Below are 16292 nucleotides of genomic sequence, written 5' to 3'. Positions count from 1 at the left end.
TGCCCCAGACACTAGACTGAAATGATAATCATTTGCAACAGGCGCGGACGGCCGACCCCGGGTCGCCGATGATCCATTCAGGAGAGAGGGGTGAGGCGAGGCTAATTGCCACGTGGGACCGAAACAAGGAGTTGTCGCTGTTACAGATTTGTTATTTGCGGACATACGACGGCGGGACGGCGTTCACTCACGTCTGATCTTGGAGTGTCCGCCTATTGTCGACTCATTCTCCGAGGGGACCAATCCGTGGAACAATCGCTCGACTGGGACGCCGGCGGCATCATCGCCGTGGACCAGACCGCCCTTCCCGACGCCCTCCGGATCCTCCGGCTGACGACCGTCGACGCGGTGATCGACGCCATCGGCCGGCTCGCGATCCGGGGCGCCCCCGCGATCGGCCTGGCCGGCGCGCTCGGCGTCGCCCTCGCCGCGCACCGCACCACCGACCTCGCGGCCGTGCGGGCCGACGCCGCCCGGCTGGCCGCCGCCCGGCCCACCGCCCGCAACCTCGCCTGGGGGGTGGAACGTGCCCTGACCAGGCTCGACGACGGCCCCGAGGCCGTGCTCGCCGAGGCGCTGACCATGGTCGACGAGGACGAGGCGACCAACCGGACCGCCGCCGCCCGGGCCGCCGACGTCCTCCGGGCGGTGTGTCCGCGCCGCCCGCTGCGGCTGCTCACGCACTGCAACACCGGCCGGTTCGCCACCGCCGGCTGGGGCACGGCCCTCGGCGCGATCCGCGAACTCGCCGCCGCCGGGGAGGTGGAGTCCGTGCTGGCCACCGAGACCCGGCCCCTGTTGCAGGGCGCGCGACTGACCACCTGGGAACTGCGGGAAGCGAATATTCCTCATTACCTCTGTGTCGATTCCGCGGCGGCCTCCGCGATGGCCCGGGGAATGATCGACGGGGTACTCGTCGGGGCCGACCGGATCGCGCGCAACGGCGACACCGCCAACAAGATAGGCACCTATTCGCTCGCGCTCGCCGCCGCCCGGCACGGCATTCCGTTCATTGTCGTCGCACCCGAGTCGACAGTGGACGAGACCCTCGCCGACGGTTCGGCCATGGTGATCGAGGAGCGGGCCGCCGAGGAGGTCACCCGGCACGCGGGCCGGCGCACGGCCCCCGACGGGACGGCCGTCTACAACCCGGCGTTCGACGTCACGCCGGCGGATCTGATCACCGCCGTGGTCACCGAGAGCCGGCTCGTGATCGGCCCGGACCGGCAGCGGGGTACCCCGGGCGTCGGGGGTGCGCTTTCCGTCCCCCCGGCATCTGTCCCGGCCCGGTTGCTGGCTCCTTTGGGCGGGTCCGACCAGGAGGTGGCCGAGGAACTCGTCCGGCTCGCGTGGGTGCTGCACCGGCGCGGCTGGATGGACGGCACCGCCGGCAACCTGTCCGCCCGCGCCGCCCACCCCGACCACGTCCTGATCACCGCCAGCGGTCGGTCCAAGGACACGCTGACCACCCGCGACCTCGTCACCGTGCACGCCGGCACCGGCCGCCCGACCAGGGAGAACGGTCCCCGGCCCTCGGCGGAGACCGCGATCCACGCCGCCGTGTACCGCACCGTCCCCGGCTGCGGCGCGGTCGTGCACGCGCACCCGCCCCACGCGACGGCGCTCGCCGCCCGGGCCGCCGCCGCCGGGCGCACCGAGCTGTGCTTCGCCGACTTCGAGATCATCAAGGGCCTCGGCGTCCCGGACCCGTCCACCGTCACGATCCCGGTGTTCCCCAACTGGCCGGACGTCTCCCGGATCGGCGCGGACGTCGCCGCCCACCTCGCCGCCGTCGGCCCGGACGCCGCCCCCGTCCTGCTGATCGGCCACCACGGCGCGACCGCCTGGGGCCCCACCCCCGACGCCGCCCGCAACCGCCTCGAATCCCTCGAGGCCCTCTGCCGGCTGACCCTGCTCACCGCACCTGGAGCCCAGACATGACCCTGCTGACCGTCCTCTCCGCCCCCTCCGGCCAGGACCCCGCACCGCCCGGCGGCGTGTCCCGCACCGGGGCGCGGGTCCTGCTCCGGACCGACGACCCGCACCGGATCAGCGCCGAACTCGCCGCCCTCGGCATCGGCTTCGAACGCTGGGCGGCCACCGCCACCCTCGCCCCCGACGCGGGCCAACCCGAGATCCTCGCCGCCTACGCCGCCGACGTCGCCCGCCTCACCGCCGACGGCGGGTACCGCCTCGTCGACGTCGTCCGGATGCGCCCCGACGGGTCCGACCCGACCTGGCCGGAGCGCGCCCGGGAGGCCCGCGAACGGTTCCTCGCCGAGCACACCCACGACGAGGACGAGGTCCGGTTCTTCGTCGAGGGCCAGGGCTGCTTCTACCTGCACGTCGGCGACCGGGTGTACGCCGTGGTCTGCCGCGCCGGCGACCTGCTGTCCGTACCCGCCGGCACGACGCACTGGTTCGACATGGGCGCGCGCCCCGAGTTCTGCGCGATCCGGTTCTTCCAGAAGGAGGACGGCTGGATCGGCCACTTCACCGGGGACCCGATCGCGACCCGGCTGCCGTACCTGGACGGCCTGCTCGGCGAGCCCGGACGGGATCCGGCGACCGGCGCGGCAACGGCGACCGGCCCGGCGGCACCCGCCGGTGCGGCAACGGCGGCGGGTGCGGCGACCTCGGCCGCAACCCGGGGCGGCGCGGCGTGATCACCGCGGTCGTGCTCGACATCGAGGGCACGACGAGTTCGGTACGCCACGTGCACGACCACCTGTTCCCGTACTCCCGCGCCCACCTGCCCGATCTGCTCCGCGAACCGTCGCCGCAGGTCCGGGCGCTGTTCGACGAGGCGCGGGCGCTCGCCGACCGGCCGGGGGCCACCGACGCCGAGGTGCTCGACATCCTCCGGGACTGGATCGACCGCGACGTCAAGGCGCCGCCGCTGAAGGGGCTGCAGGGCATCCTGTGGTCCCACGGGTACGCCGCGGGGGAGCTGACCGGCCACGTCTACCCGGACGTACCCCCCGTATTGCGGTCCTGGGTCGATGCCGGACTCGGGGTGCACATCTACTCCTCGGGCTCCACGCTCGCCCAGGCCGACTGGTTCCGGCACAGCGACCAGGGCGACCTGCTGCCCCTGCTCGGCGCATTGTTCGACACGCGCAACGCGGGGCCGAAGGGCGACGTGGCCTCGTACCGGGCGATCAGCGCCGCGCTCGGTACCGGTCCGGCGGCGTTGCTCTTCGCCTCCGACAGCCGCGCCGAGCTGGACGCGGCGCGGGCCGCCGGCTGGCACACGGTCGGCGTGCACCGGCCGGGCGACCCGGCCCCCGACCCGGGCCCGCACCGCTGGGTCCCCGACTTCACCACCCTCCTGACCCCCTAAACCCCTCATCCGGGTACGACGTTCCGCCAGGTCACAGGCGGATCGGGCACCGCCGCCGCCCGGAGCGTGGACCCGCCCGGCCCGTCGGTCGCGCGGGTGCCGGCCGGCCGCGCCCCGGTACCCGATGATCAGCTTGTGACCTGGGCCCCGATGGGGCACGATCTTGCCGTGCGACGGACTTCCCGGTACGCGTTGGCCTGGCTCGTCACGACAGCCCTAGCTGTCACCCTGTCCTGGATCGGCATCCAGGGCGCGCTGGACCGCACCGTGGGCACCTACGACGCGGCGGACGTCACCCTGCCCGTGGCCACCCAGCAGGTCGTCCGGCTGACCGTGCCGACCCCCACCCTGTCCGCCTCGCCCTCGCCGTCGCGGACCCCGAGCCCGACCCCCCGGAAGACGACCGCCGCGCCGCCCGCGCCGTCGACGCAGCCGGTGCCGCACAAGACCGGCCAGGTGTACAAGATCGACTCCGATGGGGGTTCCGTCCGGATCTCCTACACCTCCGGCGACGTGTGGATGGTCGACGACGAGCCCGGCCGGGGCTACACCACCACGGTCGAACGGCGCAGCGCCGTGTGGGTGATCGTCCGGTTCACGGCCGCGCAGAACCGCTCGACGGTCAGCGCGTACTGGTGGAACGGCCCGTACGCCGAGGTCACCGATGAGCGGCACTAGACCGTGAGACGCAGCTACGTCCTCGTGGCGCTCGCCGTCACCTCCCTGGTCGCCTTGGCCTTCGCGCTCCCGCTGGCGTTCCTGGTCCGGATCGCCGCCCACGACCGCGCCGTGCAGGGCGCCGAACGCCGGGCCGCGTCCATCGCGCCCGTCCTCGCGGTGACCGCCGAGCCGCCGGTCGTCACCTCCGCGCTGCACCGGTCCCGGGTCCGGGGCGTCGCCGTGGTGCTGCCCGACGGGACGGCCATCAACCCGGTGCACGCCCCCGCCGAGGCCGTCGACAGGGCGCGGGAGTCCAAGCGCGGCGCGCAGCTCGACGTGGCCGGCGGCGTGGTCCTGCTCCGCCCGGTCTCGCACCCCGACGGCCGGGTCGCGGTCGTCGAGGCGTACGTCCCCGCCGCCGAACTCGACTCCGGGGTCCGCACCGCCTGGGCCATCCTCGCCGCGATCGCGCTCGCCCTGGTCGGCAGCTCGGTGCTGCTCGCCGACCGGCTGGCCGGGGACGCCGTCCGGGCGACCCGGAACCTGACCGCCGCCGCCCGGCGGATGTCGGACGGGGACCTGACGGCGCGCGCGGACCCGACCGGGCCGGCGGAGATCGGCGCGCTCGCGGGCGCGTTCAACACCCTCGCGGAGGCGTTCGAGGCGCGGCTGGTGGCCGAGCGCGAGTTCGCCGCCGACCTGTCGCACCGGTTGCGTACCCCGCTGACGGCCGTGCGGCTCAACACCGAGACCCTGCCGGCCGGCGAGGACAAGTCCCGGCTGCTGGCGGCCGCCGCCGACCTGGAACGCGAGGTCAGCGCCGTGATCCAGCAGGCCCGGCGGCCGTACCCGACCGCGCACCTGCGCTGCGACCTCGCCGCCGTCCTGACCGCCCGGATCGCCTTCTGGACCCCGCTCGCCGAGGACCAGGGCCGCCCCTGGGACACCGCGCCCGTCGACGGACCGCTGACCGTGGCGATCGGGGCCGACGACCTCGCCGACGCGCTGGACACCGTCATCGGCAACGTCTTCCAGCACACCCCGGAGGGCACGGCCTGCAAGATCTCGGTGGCCTCGGACGGACCCCGGATCCTGGTACTCGTCGCCGACGCCGGCCCCGGCATCCCCGACGCGGCGGCGGCCGTCGAACGCGGCACCAGCGGGGGCTCCTCGACCGGGCTGGGCCTGGACATCGCGCGCCGGGTCGCCCGGTCCACGGGCGGGGAGCTCACGATCGGCACCGGTCCGCTCGGGGGCACGCAGGTGGGGCTGTCGCTCGGCCTGGTGCCGCTGCCGCGCCGGTCCCGGCCGGGGGACATCGGCTACCGCAGCGCCTGGGACCGGCTGCTCCGCCGGGGCCGGCACCGCTAGGTACCGGCCCGCGGACCCGCCGACCGGGCTGCGGCGCGGGTTGGGTGAGCTCCTGACGATGGCCGGGGTGAGCTGCCCCAACCGGGGCCGGGGTGAGCTGCCCCAACCGGGGCCGGGGTGACCTGCCACCACAGTGGGCGCGGGGTCGGCCCTGGCGGCTCTCGAACAGTCTTCTACGTCTTCGGGAGCAGGGTGAGCGCCTGCCGGGCGAGCTGGCTGGCCGGTCCGTCGAACTCGGCGCGCGGCCGCGGTTCGGGCGTACCCGCGTTGGTGAGGCTGATCCGCAGGCACAGGTTCCCGTGCACCGCCGCGAGGGTGTACTGGGAGCTGCGGCCCCGCTCGGGCCGGTACACGTAGGCCGCCTCGACGCCGACGTCCGACACGGGGCCGGAGTCCTCGGCGTCGCCGCCGGACCTGGCGGTCACGTAGGTGCTCCGCGCGCTCTCCTGGTCGCGGAACACAGTCGCGTTGATCTGAACGACCAGGACCGAGGTCGTCCCGGGGACCATCAGGGTGGCCGTGCAGGTGGTCATGGCGGCGGAGCCCATGTCCCTGGGGTCGCTCGGGATCGGCCCGCTGACCATCTGGCTGGCGAGCGCGCGGACCGGGGCGAAGTCCATCCCCGCGCACAGGTCGACCTTGTGGTCGTACGTCGGGCCGGCGGGGGTCGCGCCGACCTTGCCCGACCGGGGACCCCCGGCGGTGGTCGGCCGGATCCCGACCACGGACCGCACCTTGTCGGGGAACGCCCAGTAGACGCCGCCTCCGACGAGCGACAACACGAGGAGGGTACCGGCGACCGCGCGGGCCCTGCCTCGCCTCCTGGGGGCGACCGACGGGCCGCGCGTCTTCACCGGGGCGGAATCCGGGGCCGTCCCCGGGGAGAGGGCCGCCTCCGACACCTCCTGAGCCGTCTTCGAGGGCGCGCGGTCCGACGCGGGCGGCGAGGCCGGGGCCACCACACGCGGAGACCCGGCTCGCGTAGGAACCCCGGGATCCGCGTCGGGGGACCGCACCACCGCGTGGGCCGGCCCGGCGCTCCCGTCCACCTGCGCCCCGTCGCTCCGGACCGGCGACGGCGCCACCTGCTCCTGCCACCCGGCCCCCACCGCGTGCAGCGCCCCCTCGGCCACGACGAGTTCCGGCTGTTCCAGGGCCGTCGGCGCGACCCCGGTCGCCTGGTGCAACATGGTCGCCACGAGCGGAATCCGGGTGGAGCCACCGACCAGGAACAGCCCCGCGAGCCGGTCGCCGCCGCCGTGCCGTCGCACCACCGTCGCGGTCAGTTCCGCCGACCGGCTCAGCACGCCCCGGGCCGCGGCCTCGAACTCCTCCCGCCCGACCTGGAGGTCACGCCCCACGGACGGCAGCAGGACCGACGCGTTGGCCTGCCGCGACAGCGTCTCCTTCGCGGCGCGCGCGTCGTCCCACAACGCCCGGAACGCCCGCCTGTCCGCCATCGTGGCGGGCCGGGTGAGACGCGACCAGGCGGCCGGGTCGACGTGTCCGGCCAGCAGGTCCACCACGACGGCGTCGAGGTCGAGCCCGCCGAAGTCCGGCATGCCCTCCACGGCGGCGACCTCGTACCCGTCCGGGGTGCGGCGGACCGCGCTGACGTCCAGGGTGCCGCCGCCGAGGTCGTACACGACGACGACCTGGCCGGGGCCGACCCGGTGGCCGAGGACGGTCGCGAAGTACGCGGCGGCGGCGACCGGTTCCGGCACGAGCCGGGGGCGCGGCAGGCCGGCCGCCTCCGCCGCTTCGACCAGCACGGTGCGCCGGATCGCCGCCCACTCGGCCGGGTAGGTGAGCACCACGTCGCCGGGGAGTTCGCCGGCCACCCGGGTGGCCTCCCCGGCGACGACGCGCAGGGTCGCCGCGATCAGGTCGGTGACCGGGACGGAACGGTCACCCAGCAGCACCGCGCCGTCGATGACCCGGCGCTTCGGGTTCGGCTCGTACCGGGCCGGGTCGGCGCGGGCCGCGCGCTCCGCGTCGCGCCCGGTGACCAGCCGGCCGTCGGGGGCCGCGAACACCGCCGACAGCAGCAGCGGCGAGGAGTCGAACAGCAGGGTGCGGGTCCGGCCGTCGGGCCAGCGCAGCACCGCGACGGTGTGGGAGGTGCCGTAGTCCACGCTCAGCCGGAATCCGTTCACGCCCGGGAGTGTACTGTCCCGGAAAAGTCACAGACGGTCATGAATGTCCGGGGTGGAGAGGGCCGGGCGGCGCCTCGACGTGTCGGACACGTCCGCGTCCCGGCCGCCGGGCTCAGGGGGCCGCGATCCGGAAGCCGACGCCGCGCACGGTGTGCAGGTACCGGGGCTGCGAGGCCGTCTCGCCCAGCTTGCGGCGCAGCCAGGACACGTGCACGTCCACGGTCTCCCCGCCGCCGGCGAACGGCTGCCGCCACACGTCGTTGAGGAGCTCCTGCCGGCTGATCACCCGCCCCTGCCGCTCGGCCAGGTACGCCAGCAGGTCGAACTCCATCCGGGTCAGCTTCAGCGGTACCCCGTCGAGGGTGGCCTGCCGGGTGGCCCGCGACACCCGCAGCCCGCCGACCACGAGCACGTCCTCGGTGGTGGCCCCGGAGCGGCGGAGCACCGCCTCGATCCGGGCCCCGAGCTGCTCGGCGGAGAAGGGCTTGATCAGGTAGTCGTCGGCCCCGGCGCGCAGCAGGCGGACGACCTCCACGTCGGTGTCGCGGGCAGTGGCGACGACGACCGGCACCCGGGAGACGCCCCGGATCATGCCCAGCACCGCCTCCCCGTCGATGTCGGGCAGGCCCAGGTCGAGGACGACCAGGTCGGCGGGCCACGACACGACCTGGGGCAGCGCCTCGGTCCCGCCGCCGAACGAGCGGACGGTGTGGCCGGCCGCGGTCAGGGCCTTGGCGAGAGCGAGGCGGATCTGGGGCGCGTCCTCGACGATCAACACTCGGGCCATGGCGCGAACATACCGTGCCACGGCCCGAGCGCCATCGGGCCCCGGTACCCCATTAGCAGTGCTTTGCGTGCTCTTAAGGTACGGCCGTCACTGGCGCCGCTCACCGGCCACGGTTTCGGCGACCCGCGCGGCCGAGGTGCCGAGTCCTGCGGGGCCGGGCGGCACGAACACCCCGGGCCCGCCCCTGCCGGTCGGCTCGGCGGCTCCGGAACCGACCGGGACGCCGGGCCTGGTCGGAGCCGGCCCGGCCGGGTGCGCGGGCAGCGAGGCCCGACCCGGCACGGCGGGATCGGCGGGCAGCCCGGGGTGGCCGGGGGCCGCCGGCCTCTCGGGGACACCGGCGGGCGTGACCCTCGGCACCTGCCCCGTCACCGGCGGCTGCCAGCCCCCGGGGACCTCGGGCACGGCACCCCCGTGCTGGCCCGCCAGCCACTCCGGCCGGTACCGGTCCACCGACCGGTGCCATTCCAGGATCCCGGCCATCCAGTCCTTGAGCTCCTCGGCGTAGGTGGTCAGCACCGCGCGCACGTCCCCGGACAGGCCCAGGTCGTCGAACATGGCCGGCAGTTCCACCTCGACGATGTGCTCGAACTGCTGCATCCGCTCGGTCATCAGGTTGTTGACCACGTCGCGGGCGCGTTCCCGGTCGCAGCCGAGGAAGTTCTGCATCACGTAGACGAGGTTGTGCACCTCGCCCTCGTACTGGATCTCCTTCTGGTAGGAGAACACGTCGTTGACGAAGCAGGCGTAGTCCTGCGCGGAGTTGTCGAGCTGGCGCATGACCCGGTTGTCGTAGATCTCGGCGGGTACCAGGTTGCCGTGCGCGATCCGGGCCAGCCCCATGGTCAGGTCGGAGCCGAACGTGGCCCGGCGCATCTCGACGTAGTCGACGGGGTCGGGCACCCGGTTCTGCACCTGGTTGGCGAGCTCCCAGATCCAGGAGGCGGTCATGTCCTCCACGGCGGTGCGGAACTGCCGGCGGGCGGGCATGGCCATCGGGCCGGCGGTGCGCCGCCACAGGTCGGCGAGCCCGCGTTCGACCGGGCTGACCGGTTCGGGGACGGGGCCCAGGTCCAGGGGCATGAACAGGGCGAACCGCGCGTTCTGTGCCTTGGCGCCGACGAGGTTGCGGCTGGCGCCGTACTGGGCGGGGAACAGGTCGTCGCCGTACGTGCCCCAGCTCAGCCAGTCCGTGGACAGGTTCAGCTCGTCGAGGTCGGAGTGGGCGTGGATCATCGCGGCGCAGTACGCCAGGTCGTAGGCGCGGAACCGTTCGGCGTCCCAGACCCGGCCGCCGGGGACGCCGGGCACGGGCTCGTACATGCCCATCTCCTCTGCCCAGGCCGCGCCGTGCCGGCGGGCCTCGGGGAGGTGCGGGCTGACCGGGAAGGCGTAGGGCATGTAGAACTCGGGCAGCGGCAGGTGGCCGGGCTCGCGGAGGGCGGGCACGTCGGTGTGCTGGGCGCGGCGGCGTTCGAGCCCGAGCGTGCCCGGGGTGATCCGCAGCCCGTCGGTGCCGATGCCCTTCGGCCCGCCGAGCACGGGGGCCGCCGAGGTGACGTTCCCGTTCATGTACCGGCTGGACCGGGCGTGCCACTCGTGCCCGCCGGACTGCCAGTCCTGCAGCCCCTTGACGTACAGCCCGACGGCGAGCTGGTCGTCGGGGGTCGTGCCGTTCTCGGCGAACATGATCGGCACCTCGGTGAGCGCCGTGTTCTCGAACTGCTGCAACCGGGAGGTGATCAGGCTGTTGGTCAGGTCGGCGGCCTCCTGGGTGGACACTCCCAGGAACGTCTCCAGCACCAGGACCGCGTTGGAGTTCTCGCCCTCCTCCTGCACCTCGCGCTGGTAGGAGAACAGGTCGTTGCGCAGGTGCACGGCGTCGGAGAACGTGTCGCGCAGCACGCGCAGGGGCCGCAGGCCGGCGAGCCGGTCGGGGATCTCCGCGCCGGCGGCGACCTCCACCAGGTTCGCCGACCACGGGGCGCCGCCCACCCGGCGGCGCATCTCCACGTACTCCATCGGGTTGGCGATCCGGTGCCGGTTGATGTTGTCGAGCTCCCACATCGACTCGACCATCAGGTTGTGGGTGGAGAGGGTGAACCGTTCGCGCCAGTCGTCGGACATCTTCGGCACGGTGCGCGCCCACAGGTCCGCCAGGCCCGCCTCCGCCGGGTTCTCCGGCTCCGGGGGCGTCTGGCCGGGCGCGGTCATGAACAGGTCCAGGCGGTCCAGGTACGCCTGCGCGCCCTTCATGTCCCCGTTGTACTTGAACAGTTCGAGGAAGTGGTCGTCGAAGAAGAACACCCACACGTACCAGTCGGTGATCAGGTCGAGGGTGGCCTCGTCGCAGTCGGGGTGCGTGTAGGCGCACATCAGCGCGTAGTCGTTGGCGCTGAGTTTCGCCTGGTCCCAGACGAGGGTGCCGGTCGGGCCGTGCGCGTCGAGCATGCCCAGCTCCGCGGCCCACGCGTCCGAGTGGCTCCGGGCGTGTTCCTCGTGCGGGTTCCGCCGGGCCGGGTAGGGCATGTAGAAGTCGGGCAGGGCGAACGGCTCCACGGCCGCCTCCGTTCTGGCTCTGCGTCCGGGCCGCCGTGCGGGACGTGTCCACCCACGACTGTGCCCGCGACGACTGCCAGGAACCGGGTACACCTATGGCTTATTTGCCCTGAATCTTCATAGTTCTATCGCGCGCTCCCCGGTTACACAACCCCCACGGAGGTCCGGAGCGACGCCCCAGACCGGTATCCGACACTTCCGACTAGGCGGCCAGTTCCCGGAAGAACGCCCGGATGTCGGTGACCAGCGCCTCCGGCTGCTCCATCGCCGGGAAGTGCCCGCCGCGCTCCTGCGGCGTCCAGCGCACGATGTTGTCCGTCCGGTCGGCGAGGTGCCGCAGCGGGACGAAGTTGTCGCACGGGAAGTCGGCCAGCGCGGTCGGGGTGGTCGAGGGCTCGGGCGGCCGGCCGTGGTAGTCGGCGTGCGCGCGCTCGTAGTAGATCCGGGCGGAGGAGCCGGCGGTGCCGGTCAGCCAGTACAGCATCACGTTGGTGAGCAGGTGGTCGCGGTCGATCACGCTGCGCGGGTCCGTCCACTCCCGGAACTTCTCGGCGATCCAGGCCAGCTGGCCGACCGGGGAGTCCGTCAGCCCGTACGCCAGGGTCTGCGGCCGGGTGGCCTGGATGTCGGCGTACCCCTGCCGGTCGCGCAGCCACGCCCGCATCCGGGCCCAGGACGCCAGGGTGCGGTCGCGCTCGGTGGGACTCAACGCGGCCAGTTCGGCGGCGGTCGGCTCGGCCGTCGCGCCGGCCCCGGGCAGCAGGTTCAGGTGCACCCCGAACACGTTGCCGGGCCGGGTGCGGCCGAGTTCCCGGGAGATGGCCGCGCCCCAGTCGCCGCCCTGGGTGCCGTACCGGTCGTAGCCCAGCCGGGCCATCAGCTCCCCGAACGCGGCGGCCACCCGGCGGAACTCCCAGCCCCGCTCGACGGTCGGCCCCGAGAACCCGAACCCGGGGATGCTCGGCAGCACCAGGTGGAACGCGTCCGCCGGGTCGCCGCCGTGCGCGCGCGGATCGGTCAACGGCCCGGCGACGTGCGCGAACTCGGCGAACGAACCCGGCCAGCCGTGCGTCATGACCAGCGGGGTCGCGTCCGGCTCGGGGGAGCGCAGGTGCGCGAAGTGCACGTTCGCCCCGTCGATCGTGGTGGTGAACTGCGGCCACGCGTTCAGGGCGGCCTCGGCGGCGCGCCAGTCGTAGCCGTGCCGCCAGTGCTGCGCGAGGTCGCGGAGGTGGTCGAGCGGCACGCCGTAGTCCCAGCCGGCCCCGGGCAGCTCGTCCGGCCAGCGGGTCCGGTCGAGCCGGTCGTGCAGGTCGTCGATGTCGGCCTGGGGGATGTCGATCCGGAACGGGCGGATGCTCTCGGGTTGGGTCACCCCGGCATGCTAGGCCAGCTCAGAGCCATGATCAACATGACGCCCGGCGGGCGGGTGGTCGGTTCCGGGCCACCGGCTTCCGCGTGCCCGGCGCACCCGCCGCCCCGTCAGACCAGCGCCTCCTCGGGCACCGGCGCCGTCCCCGGGGTGGTCAGCCCCCGCGCCCGCCACAGGTACACCGCGACCCCCAGCACCACCACCCCCGCGACACCCACGACCAGCCGGTAGTCGACGAACGACGCGAGAATCGACCCCAACCCCAGAGCGAGGATCTGCGGGGTACTGAGCAGCGCGCCCGCCGCCGTGTTCGCCCGCCCCATCAGCTCGCCCGGGGTGCGTTTCTGCAACAGCGTGCTGATCGCCACGAACGCCCACGGCAGCCCGACCCCGGCCACGACCGCCCCGGCCAGCACGATCGGCAGCAGCGCGGCCGGCCCGACCGGGGCCGCGAACGCGCCCAGCGCCACCGCCAGCAGCACCATGCCGAGCCCGATGGTGCCGACCTCCCCGCGCCGGTGGATCACCTTCGCCGCCGTCAGCCCGCCGACCAGCGCGCCCGCGCCCTGCACGGTCACCATGACGCTGATGAACGGCGCGCTCCGGTGCAGCCCGTGGTCGACCAGCGCGAAGATCATGGAGTCCAGCAGCCCGAACGCGAGGGTGGCGCCGCCGACCCCGACCGTCGTCCGGCGCAACGCGGGCTCGCCGAACAGGTGCCGCACCCCGGCGGTGATCTCGCCCCACCAGGCGAGCTGGGCCGGGGCCACCGGCGCCGCCCGCACCTTGAGCAGCGCGATCGCCCCGGCCGCGACCAGGAAGCTGACCGCGTCGATGATCCCGACCAGGGCGCCGCCGGCCGTGGCGTAGATGGCGGCCCCGGCGATCGGCGCGCCCAGCCGCAGGCCCTCCCGGACGGTCTGGAGCGCGCCGTTGGCCTCGGCCAGCAGCTCCTCGGGGAGCATGTCCTTGATCAGGGCGGACAGGGCGCCGCCGAGGAGCACCCCGGAGAGGCCGAAGGCGACCGCGACCGCGTACACGATCCAGGTCTGCCCGGGGCCCCGCACCGCGAGCAGGGGCAGCAGGGCCACCGCCGAGAGGATGTTGCCCCAGATCAGGAACGGCCTGCGGGCGAACCGGTCCACGCCCCAGCCCAGCAGTGGCCCGAACAGTCCGGGCAGGGCCATGCACAGGATCGTCGCGCCGGCCGCCCCGTTGGAACCGGTCAGCTCGCGGACCCAGATCGACAGCACCAGCATCAGGAGCATGTCGCCGACCATGCTGGCGGCCAGTCCGACGAACAGCAGCCGGAAGTCGGCCCGGCGGAGGACGGCGCGCATCACTTCTCCGCCGGGGGTCGGGCGGGGATGCCCCACGACATCAGGCGGATCAGCCGGGCGCCGTCGGGCCGGGCGGCGGGGTCGCGAAACCGGTCGGCGTGCCGCATGACGAGCTCGTTGATCGTCGTGCACACCTCCGTGAGCTCCTCGGTGGTCAGCCACGCCAGGGTCTGGTGCGAGAACGCCGCCTCGCGCCACTCGGCGGCCTCGGCGCGCTGCCGGTCGTACCAGGCTTCGAGTTCCTCCAGCTCACGGCGGTGCAGGAACCGGGACGCCTCGATGCCGGCCATCGCCAGGTCGGGGTCGTCGGCGTCCCCGGAGTTCCAGCTGCGGGACGTGAGGACGACCTGCCAGGGCCGCTGCCGGCCGGTGCCGCCCTCGGCCTCCTCGACGTAGCCGTAGCGGTGCAGCAGGCGCAGGTGCCAGGAGCAGTTGGCGGGGCTCTCGCCGACCCGCTCGGCGAGCTGGGAGGCCGTGGCCGGGCCGTCGGCGAACAGCTCCTCGAGGAGGCGGATCCGCAGCGGGTGCGTGAAGGCTCTCAGTTCGCCGGGGTCGGAGACCTGGCGGTGCGGAAGCTCGGTCATACCCTGAGCCTCGCATGGAAAGACCTCTTTCGAAAGGGTACTTTCGATTGCGGGTCGATCACGGTGCCCGCCGGTCGGAGGGGCGCTGGGTCGGTCGGTGGTGACACGGTCGCCCGGTTGGCACGGCGCGTTGCAGCTCGCCAGACGCGAGGGGCCGGCCGCTCCGGGAAAGGTCACCCCGCTCCCGCCGGGGGTTGGCCGCCCACCAACCAGCCGGTCGCCAGCCAGTCCTTCGGTCAGGTTCCGGTCGTCAGTTGTCCGTGGTCAGGCGTTCGGCGATCAGTGCCGCCGGCCGGTCCGTCATCAGGATCGTGTAGTGGTTGGTGTCGGCGACCAGCTCGGCGCTGAGCGCGGGGGAGCGGGCGACCCAGTGGTCCACCACGGCCTGGGGCAGCAGCCCCGGCTCCTGGCCGAACATGCCGCGCGGGGCGTGCAGCAGCACCGCCGGCACGGACAGCCCGGCCAGGTCCGCCCCGAACGCGTCCCCGCCGACGATCAGGTCCCGCCCGTCGGCGCGCACGGCGTCGGCACTGGTCCGCGACCGGACGGCCCCCGGCGCAGCCCCTGACCCGGCGTCGGCACCGGCCTCGGTCCCAGGCCGTGGTGGCTCGTCGGCGTCGCGGTGCCGGGCAGCCTCCACGCCGACCGCGTGCGCCCCGTGCACCCCGGCGGAGCCTCCCGCCACCTCCACCGCGTCGTAGCGCACGTACGCGTCCATGTCCTCGTTCCAGGACCCGCCCAGCGCCGGGTGCGCGCGGAAGAAGTCCAGATAGGCGTCCACGTCCCGGTACGTCTCCGTCAGGCGCGCGATCGCCGGCCCGACCGTCAGCCGCAGCACCTCGTCGGGATCCGCCCCGGCCGGCACCGGCAACGGCAGCCCGCCGTCGACCAGCACCACCCGGCTGAACAGCTCGGGCCGGAGCGCGGCGGCCCGCAGCGCCGCGTACGCGCCCATCGACTGGCCGGTGAGCACGACCGGCGCGCCCAGGTACTCTGCGGCGGCGGCGAGGTCGGCCGCGTGCGCCGTCATCCCGTACGGCCCCGGGGCCGCCGCGCTGCCGCCCCGTCCGCGCAGGTCGAGCGCCACGAGGCTCCAGTCCGGCGTCAGGTGCCGGGCGACCGACCGGAACGACATGGCCGACGCTGTGATGCCGTGCGCGGCGAGAATGGTGCGCGGCCCGTGGCCGAACCGCAGGGCGTGCAGTGACCCGTCGGCGACGGGAATCTCGACGGACTCCATGAACCACCCTCCCGACCTGGCGCGCGCCGCCCGCGAGGCGTTCCGGGGCGCCGGTGCGTCCCCGCGACGCGCGTTGCCACCCTAGCGCCGGCACCCCGCCACGCCCCGGAACCACCCGGAACGGCGCGCGCCCGACGCAAAGACGCCGCCGTGCCGCCCGGAACCCCTGGCCCACCTCAACCGCCCCGGGCCGACCCGGACCACTTCGGGCCATCTCAAGACCGTCTCGGGTCGTGCCGGGCCACTCCGACCACCTCGGGTGGTGCAGGGTCGCTCCGACCGTCTCGGGCAGTGCCATGACGCCCGTGACCGCCCGGGGCTGTCCCAACGCGGGACGGCCGTGTCAGTCCGGACGTTCGGCGCACACCAACCTGGTGCGGGCCCTACCCACCGGTGAGGCCAGGCGCGTGTGGGACCGACCCGCCGAGAGGGCGGCCGGGGGCCGGGAACGCGGCTAGGGTGGGGGCATGGCCAGTTGGGACGATGTCCGCCACGTCGCCGCCGAGCTCCCCGAGACGGTCGAGCAGTCCTCGTCGGACGGCTCGCTCGCCTGGAAACTCCGGGACAAGCTGCTCGCCTGGGAGCGTCCCCTGCGTCGCGTGGACCGCGAGGCGCTCGGCGACGCCGCCCCCGACGGGCCGATCCTGGCCGCCCGGGTGCCCGACGTCGGGGCCAAGGAGGCGCTGATCGCCGAGAGCCCGGAGATCTACTTCACGACCCCCCACTTCGACGGGTACCCGGCGATCCTGCTCCGCCTCGACCGGATCGAGATCCCCGAGCTGCGCGAACTGTTGACGGAGGCGTGGTTCCTCCGGGCCCCGAAGCGGCTGGCGGCCAAGTTCCGCGCGGACAACCAGCCCCCGGAGTAGCCCCCACAGCC

At 74.1% G+C, this 16292-nt stretch carries 13 protein-coding genes; 6 read left to right on the top strand and 7 right to left on the bottom strand.

Annotated features, from left to right (window positions below; genetic code table 11):
• Positions 1-246 precede the first annotated feature (246 nt).
• The 5 genes from mtnA (at position 247) to AB0M43_RS04235 (ending at position 5374) form a co-directional block, all read left to right on the top strand.
• A complete protein-coding gene (gene mtnA, locus AB0M43_RS04255) occupies positions 247-1941 on the top strand; it encodes an S-methyl-5-thioribose-1-phosphate isomerase (RefSeq protein ID WP_363721042.1) in 1695 nt (564 codons plus the stop codon).
• Positions 1938-2666, top strand: coding sequence for a hypothetical protein (locus tag AB0M43_RS04250; protein ID WP_363721040.1), 729 nt, complete (start codon positions 1938-1940; stop codon positions 2664-2666). Before mtnA ends, AB0M43_RS04250 begins: the two co-directional genes overlap by 4 nt.
• Positions 2663-3343 carry an acireductone synthase gene (gene mtnC, locus AB0M43_RS04245; RefSeq protein ID WP_363721038.1) on the top strand — a complete coding sequence of 227 codons (681 nt, stop codon included), beginning with the start codon at positions 2663-2665 and terminating at the stop codon, positions 3341-3343. The genes AB0M43_RS04250 and mtnC overlap by 4 nt, the downstream gene beginning before the upstream one ends.
• Before the next feature lie 168 nt (positions 3344-3511).
• The gene (locus AB0M43_RS04240) at positions 3512-4021 is read left to right on the top strand and encodes a hypothetical protein (protein ID WP_363721036.1); all 510 of its coding nucleotides are present in this window, start codon (positions 3512-3514) and stop codon (positions 4019-4021) included.
• A 3-nt stretch (positions 4022-4024) separates the two neighbouring features.
• Positions 4025-5374 (top strand): HAMP domain-containing sensor histidine kinase, encoded by a 1350-nt coding sequence (locus tag AB0M43_RS04235; RefSeq protein WP_363721034.1) that lies wholly within the window; start codon positions 4025-4027, stop codon positions 5372-5374.
• Between the two features lie 173 nt (positions 5375-5547).
• On the opposite strand, the gene AB0M43_RS04230 is transcribed toward AB0M43_RS04235, so the two are convergent.
• The 7 genes from AB0M43_RS04230 to AB0M43_RS04200 form a co-directional block, all read right to left on the bottom strand.
• The gene (locus AB0M43_RS04230; RefSeq protein ID WP_363721032.1) at positions 5548-7530 is read right to left on the bottom strand and encodes an Hsp70 family protein; all 1983 of its coding nucleotides are present in this window, start codon (positions 7528-7530) and stop codon (positions 5548-5550) included.
• A 112-nt stretch (positions 7531-7642) separates the two neighbouring features.
• Positions 7643-8317, bottom strand: a complete 675-nt coding sequence (locus AB0M43_RS04225) for a response regulator transcription factor (protein ID WP_363721031.1) — start codon at positions 8315-8317, stop codon at positions 7643-7645.
• Positions 8318-8404: 87 nt separating this feature from the next.
• Positions 8405-10876: a germacradienol/geosmin synthase gene (locus AB0M43_RS04220; protein ID WP_363721029.1), complete on the bottom strand. Its 2472-nt coding sequence runs from the start codon at positions 10874-10876 to the stop codon at positions 8405-8407.
• A 202-nt stretch (positions 10877-11078) separates the two neighbouring features.
• Positions 11079-12233 carry an epoxide hydrolase family protein gene (locus AB0M43_RS04215; protein ID WP_363722047.1) on the bottom strand — a complete coding sequence of 385 codons (1155 nt, stop codon included), beginning with the start codon at positions 12231-12233 and terminating at the stop codon, positions 11079-11081.
• 125 nt (positions 12234-12358) lie between these two features.
• Entirely contained in the window at positions 12359-13588 is a 1230-nt protein-coding gene (locus tag AB0M43_RS04210; RefSeq protein WP_363721027.1) for an MFS transporter, read from the bottom strand.
• Positions 13588-14172 carry a helix-turn-helix domain-containing protein gene (locus AB0M43_RS04205; RefSeq protein WP_363721025.1) on the bottom strand — a complete coding sequence of 195 codons (585 nt, stop codon included), beginning with the start codon at positions 14170-14172 and terminating at the stop codon, positions 13588-13590. The genes AB0M43_RS04210 and AB0M43_RS04205 overlap by 1 nt, the downstream gene beginning before the upstream one ends.
• Positions 14173-14422: 250 nt before the next feature.
• Positions 14423-15412 carry an alpha/beta hydrolase gene (locus AB0M43_RS04200; protein WP_363721023.1) on the bottom strand — a complete coding sequence of 330 codons (990 nt, stop codon included), beginning with the start codon at positions 15410-15412 and terminating at the stop codon, positions 14423-14425.
• 467 nt (positions 15413-15879) lie between these two features.
• On the opposite strand from AB0M43_RS04200, the gene AB0M43_RS04195 reads away from it, so the two are divergent.
• Complete coding sequence (locus AB0M43_RS04195) at positions 15880-16281, top strand: MmcQ/YjbR family DNA-binding protein (RefSeq protein WP_363721021.1); 402 nt, start codon at positions 15880-15882, stop codon at positions 16279-16281.
• The last annotated feature ends 11 nt before the right edge of the window (positions 16282-16292 follow it).

The organism is Longispora sp. NPDC051575 (assembly GCF_040681875.1).
GTDB lineage: Bacteria > Actinomycetota > Actinomycetes > Mycobacteriales > Micromonosporaceae > Longispora.
This window is presented reverse-complemented; position numbering and strand designations above follow the sequence as displayed.